The sequence below is a fragment of the Prevotella sp. CAG:592 genome (assembly GCF_000436015.1).
GTDB lineage: Bacteria > Bacteroidota > Bacteroidia > Bacteroidales > Bacteroidaceae > Prevotella > Prevotella pectinovora.
In genome coordinates this window covers 1-5,672 of record NZ_FR892629.1, presented here as the reverse complement: position 1 = coordinate 5,672, position 5,672 = coordinate 1, and the positions used below count along the sequence as shown (strand labels likewise).

General features: G+C 42.8%; 4 protein-coding genes and 1 pseudogene. All 5 read left to right on the top strand.

What is annotated here, in order from left to right; genetic code table 11:
- Nucleotides 1-465 precede the first annotated feature (465 nt).
- The 5 genes and pseudogenes from QVO99_RS09980 (at nucleotide 466) to QVO99_RS09965 (ending at nucleotide 5,641) form a co-directional block, all read left to right on the top strand.
- The gene (locus QVO99_RS09980) at nucleotides 466-1,143 is read left to right on the top strand and encodes a hypothetical protein (protein WP_022317470.1); all 678 of its coding nucleotides are present in this window, start codon (nucleotides 466-468) and stop codon (nucleotides 1,141-1,143) included.
- A gap of 33 nt (nucleotides 1,144-1,176) precedes the next feature.
- Nucleotides 1,177-2,544, top strand: a complete 1,368-nt coding sequence (locus QVO99_RS09975) for a UDP binding domain-containing protein (RefSeq protein WP_022317469.1) — start codon at nucleotides 1,177-1,179, stop codon at nucleotides 2,542-2,544.
- A 543-nt stretch (nucleotides 2,545-3,087) separates the two neighbouring features.
- Entirely contained in the window at nucleotides 3,088-3,333 is a 246-nt protein-coding gene (locus QVO99_RS11115) for an endonuclease domain-containing protein (RefSeq protein ID WP_082026161.1), read from the top strand.
- Between the two features lie 158 nt (nucleotides 3,334-3,491).
- Nucleotides 3,492-4,577, top strand: a pseudogene (locus QVO99_RS09970) (NAD-dependent epimerase/dehydratase family protein).
- Between the two features lie 182 nt (nucleotides 4,578-4,759).
- On the top strand, nucleotides 4,760-5,641 hold the full coding sequence (locus QVO99_RS09965; protein WP_022317467.1) for an Rpn family recombination-promoting nuclease/putative transposase: 882 nt from the start codon (nucleotides 4,760-4,762) through the stop codon (nucleotides 5,639-5,641).
- The last annotated feature ends 31 nt before the right edge of the window (nucleotides 5,642-5,672 follow it).

The following is a 5,672-nucleotide window of genomic DNA, read 5'->3' as shown; positions in this document are numbered from 1 at the left end:
CGGCCTAATGACCGATTTGGGTTTAATGCGGTATTGTTTGAGGAAGAATGATGAAAGTGAAGAATATCATGATGGCAGTGGCATTGTGTATATAAAGTTATGTCGCATTTTTGTTACTAATTAGCGTGTAATCATAGACATAGCTATACAAAATCAATGAAAACATAAAAGTTTTATAATGTGAATGATAATAAATGCAAGAAAAAACGTAACTTTGCACCCGATATCTTATCTCTCATTATGAGATATGGATATGAAGATGCAGACATAATATTGATAGAGACACAAAGCCATATAGTAGTAAGAAAGTAAGATGGCCAAGACTACTTGACGAATTTTGTTTTCATCTACTGGACTGGACAATATGTACTTCTAAGGTGTGATTTTATGAGCAATGTTATTGTAATAATAGCATCGTCATCATACGTGATGGCAGCTAACAGTGACATAAAGTAGATAAAGAAAATGACGCAGGTTTGCTCGCTTCCTTCTTCTACAGCCGACGTAAACAACGATATGTATAACAACAAGTGTTTACCAAAGGGCATCCACGTTGTTGGGGCTGATAAAAAATCGGCTTCAAAAGTAGGAGGAATGTCCATTAACGAAGAACCGGAGGCTCCATGGGGATATTTGTTTATCCAGCATTTTGCAGCTGGAAAGTTCGACAAGATACTTGAAGAAGGCAATTGGGAAGGCGATTTCATTCCAAAGTGTTTCATTCATCGCACCATTGGTTATAAGCGCAAAGCAAATGGCAAAGGTGTAGTCAAAGAAGAGAAACCTTCAGTAAGCGGCCTCGTATTCTTGCAGGGCGAAACTGAAGACCTGAAGAATTTCCTCCAGAAGAATTTTCCACGATACCATCTTGTAAACAATTGCATGACAGGAGAACCGGCATCCATCAAGAACAGCGTCATGAAGCCGTTCATGAAAGTCATGGAGTCGGAACCGGAACGTGTGACTTTCCTTCGTGATCCTTTTGTGAAATTTGCAAGGGAACACGTGAAGCTCCGTGTTCTGACAGGAATCTTGGCAGGACAAGAAGGATATGTCGTACGAATATTGCGCGACCGCCAGCTTGTGATGGACCTTGGAGGTTATGCCGTTGCCATCAGCAATGTGCATAACGAAGATTTCTAAATAGCGGAATAAGAAACTAAATAAAATTTAAATATGCGTGATTTCAAAGACATCAGAGTCGCAGTGGCCGGCACTGGCTATGTGGGACTGAGTATAGCTACATTGCTATCACAACATCATCATGTAACAGCAGTAGATGTAATACCAGAAAAGGTAGAAAAGCTGAACAACAGGATTTCACCTATTCAAGATGACTATATCGAAAAGTATTTGGCAGAAAAGCCACTTGATCTCCATGCAGTCTTGTCCCCCTCCCTTCAGGGAGGGACGGGGAAGGCTTCTCCTTATGCTGATGCCGATTTTGTGGTCATCGCAGCACCTACCAACTATGACCCGGTAAAGAATTACTTCGACACTACCCATGTAGAAGAAGTAATCGACTTGGTATTGGAAGTAAATCCAGATGCCGTTATGGTGATCAAGAGTACTATCCCTGTTGGCTATACTCGCAACCTTTACTTGAAATACGCTCAGAAGGGAGTAAAGAAGTTCAACCTCCTCTTCTCCCCAGAGTTCCTGCGTGAAAGCAAGGCCTTGTACGACAACCTCTACCCAAGCCGTATCATCGTAGGCTATCCTAAGATTATCGACAAACCGGAGTTTGAAGCCGAGAACAAGGCAATAGAATCAGTTACCGACGTAGAGATGCTGAAAGAATCTGCCAAGACATTCGCAGCCCTCTTGCAGGAAGGAGCAATCAAGGAAAACATCGACACCTTGTTTATGGGTATGAAAGAAGCGGAAGCCGTTAAACTCTTCGCTAACACTTACCTCGCCCTCCGTGTAAGCTACTTCAACGAGCTCGACACTTACGCAGAAGTAAAGGGCTTGGACAGCAAGGCTATCATCGAAGGCGTAGGTCTCGACCCACGTATCGGTACACATTATAACAACCCGTCATTCGGCTACGGCGGTTACTGCTTGCCGAAAGACACCAAGCAGCTCCTTGCCAACTATCAGGATGTTCCTCAGAACATGATGTCCGCTATTGTAGAATCTAACCGCACACGCAAAGATTACATTGCTGATGCTGTATTGCGCAAGGCTGGATGGTACGACTATACCAACAACAACCAGTACGGCCATCCCTTCCCTTCGGGAGAGGGGCAGGGAGAGGCTCCCGTTGTCGGTGTCTATCGTCTGACTATGAAGTCAAACAGTGACAACTTCCGTCAGTCAGCTATCCAGGGCATCATGAAGCGCATCAAGGCTAAAGGCGCAGAAGTCATCATCTATGAACCCACCCTTGAAGACGGCACTACATTCTTCGGCAGCAAGGTAGTCAACAACCTTGATGAATTCAAGGCTCAAAGCAAAGCCATCATCGCCAACCGTTTTGATGATTGCTTGAAGGATGTAGAAGATAAAGTTTATACTAGAGATATTTTCCGTAGAGATTAAAGACCCTCCAAACCTCCCTGTTTAGGGAGGCTTACAAGACAAACGAAAAAACCTTTCTCCACCCCTCCCCCTAGACAGGGGGACCGAGGGGGTCTTCTTCCTCCCCCTAGACAGGGGGACCGAGGGGGTCTTCTTCCTCCCCCTAGACAGGGGGACCGAGGGGGTCTTCTTCCTCCCCCTAGACAGGGGGACCGAGGGGGTCTTCTTCCTCCCCCTAGACAGGGGCAAACTATGGATAGGAAATGGATGACAGCAGATCCTTTGGAGTATGAACTTCTTAAGGAGAATGCGAAGAAGAACCGCCAAAATGCTACTGAGGCAGAATCTGTCTTCTGGTCAATGGTTAAAGCATCAGCACTTGGGCAGAGATGCATCAGACAGCATATTATCCCAAAACGGTCATTAGTCCGTTCAATGTATAATTTTAATAACTGCTTGCAGTCTTTTGCTTTTTATAAGGCGTCTTTTGCTTGTTTTTAATTCGCAATAGCTCGCTATTACTCATTAAAAGCCAAACAAAATCCACTCTTCTAAAAAAGCAAAATACAAGCAAGCCCTAATGACCGATTTGGGATTATTGGTGATTATATAGTAGATTTCCTATTCCGCCGAAGCAGACTGATAGTCGAGATCGATGGCGGTTACCATTTCACTGACGAACAGCAACTCTACGATACTATCAGACAAGAATGGTTAGAAAACCAAGGCTTCAAGGTCATACGTTTCACAAACCAAGAAGTCTTATTTAACCCCGATTATGTCATTACAAAAATAAAACAAAACTTATAACCCTCCCCCAGACAGTTAGCCCAATGTCCTCTTCCTCCCCCTAAACAGGGGGACTGAGGGGGTCTTCCATCCTCCCCCTAAACAGGGGGATCGAGGGGGTCTAAATCCTCCGCTCCCCTCCGGACCATCCCCTAAACAGGGGTAATGAGGGGGTCTTTATGGTAGAACACAACATAAATCTTGAAGACAAGACAATTCTTGTAACAGGTGCTGCAGGTTTTATAGGCAGCAACCTCGTAAAACGTCTTTTCCACGACGTATAGAACATCAAAGTGATTGGTATTGATTCAATCACAGACTATTATGATGTCAACATCAAATACGAACGTCTCAAGGAGATCGAAAATATAGCATCCTCCCTAAACAGGGAGGACCGAGGAGGGTCCTGGACTTTCGTACACGCATCAATCGCTGATAAAGAAGCTGTAGAAAAGATTTTCACCGATAACAAAATCGCTGTTGTGGTAAACCTCGCAGCCCAAGCTGGTGTACGTTACAGTATCACTAATCCCGATGCTTACATTCAGAGCAACCTCATTGGTTTCTATAATATCCTTGAAGCTTGCCGTCATCACGAAGTTGAGCATCTTGTTTATGCTTCTTCATCATCTGTATATGGCAGCAACAAAAAAGTGCCATATTCAACAGACGACAAGGTTGACAATCCCGTTTCCCTTTATGCTGCAACCAAAAAGAGCAACGAGCTGATGGCACATGCCTACAGTAAACTCTATAACATCCCTTCTACAGGCCTTCGCTTCTTCACAGTGTATGGTCCCGCCGGTCGCCCAGATATGGCGTACTTCGGTTTTACAAACAAACTGGTGAAAGGCGAAACCATCAAGATATTCAATTATGGCAATTGTAAGCGTGACTTCACATTCGTTGACGACATCGTAGAAGGTGTAGTCCGTATCATGCAACATGCACCAGAAAAGCAGAATGGCGAAGATGGTCTGCCAATTCCTCCATATAAAGTATATAATATTGGTAACAACTCTCCCGAAAACCTCCTTGACTTCGTTACTATCCTTCAAGAAGAATTGGTTCGTGCAGGAGTATTGCCAAAGGATTATGACTTTGAAGCCCACAAGGAACTTGTACCGATGCAGCCTGGTGATGTGCCAGTAACTTACGCTGACACGACCCCATTAGAGCAGGACTTTGGGTTTAAGCCGAACACAAGTCTAAGAGAAGGATTGAGATGCTTTGCTGAATGGTATGCTCGTTATTACAACAATTAATTCTTGTTCATGATAGTACAACTTACAATCGCTGGCGTTAGTCGAGAATAATTCAACATTCATGCTCTGGCAAGCGGTAAAGCCGATAACAACACTCAATAATCAAAATTGTGCCAATATTCTTGTAAATATTGAATATATCCTTTATCTTTGTGTTATAATACAAATTTAATATTAGGGTTATGCGATACACAGAAGAACGATATATCAGTTTGCTGACCGATTTCGGTTTCAAGCGAATTTTTGGCACTAATCCCAACAAGGATTTGTTAATTGATTTTCTCAACTCTCTGTTTGATGGTGAACAAGTTGTAAAGAACGTGACATTCCTTAATAGTGAGCATGTTGGTGATGTACGTACAGACCGCAAGGCTATATTCGACGTATATTGTGAGAATGAAAAAGGCGAGAAGTTTATCGTTGAGATGCAGAATGCCAGTCAGAAATACTTCAAAGACCGTTCCCTATATTATGCCACATTCCCTATTCGTGATCAAGCGCAAAAAGGAGAAGTGTGGAATTATGAACTCAAGCATGTTTATGTTGTTGCATTACTCAACTACGACATGACAGATTCTGCTTTTGCACAAGATACAATCAATCACGACATCGGCTTGCTTGACAAGCAGACACATAAAGTGTTCAACGATAAACTCACATTTAAGTATGTTGAAATAGCCAAGTTCAAAAAGAGTATAGAAGAACTGAAGACCAATTATGACAAGTGGATTTATGTTCTTCAAAACCTCTCGCGTCTTGACCGTCAACCCAGGTATCTCCAGACAGAAGTCTTTAGTCGTTTGTTTAATCAGGCTGAAATCGCAAGATTCTCAAAAACAGAACTTCGTGAATATGAGGACAGTCTTAAAGCTTATCGCGACATGAAGAACTCGCTGGATAATGCAGAAGAGAAAGGTATTGCAAAAGGACTTGCAAAAGGTCGTGCTGAAGGCAAAAAAGACAAAGCTGTAGAAATAGCAAAAAAACTTCTTGAAATGGATATGCCTATTGACGCTATAATGAAAGCAACAGGCCTTTCACAGGAAGAGATAACTAAACTTTAAGTTTTTAAACCCAAATCGGTCATTAGGGCTT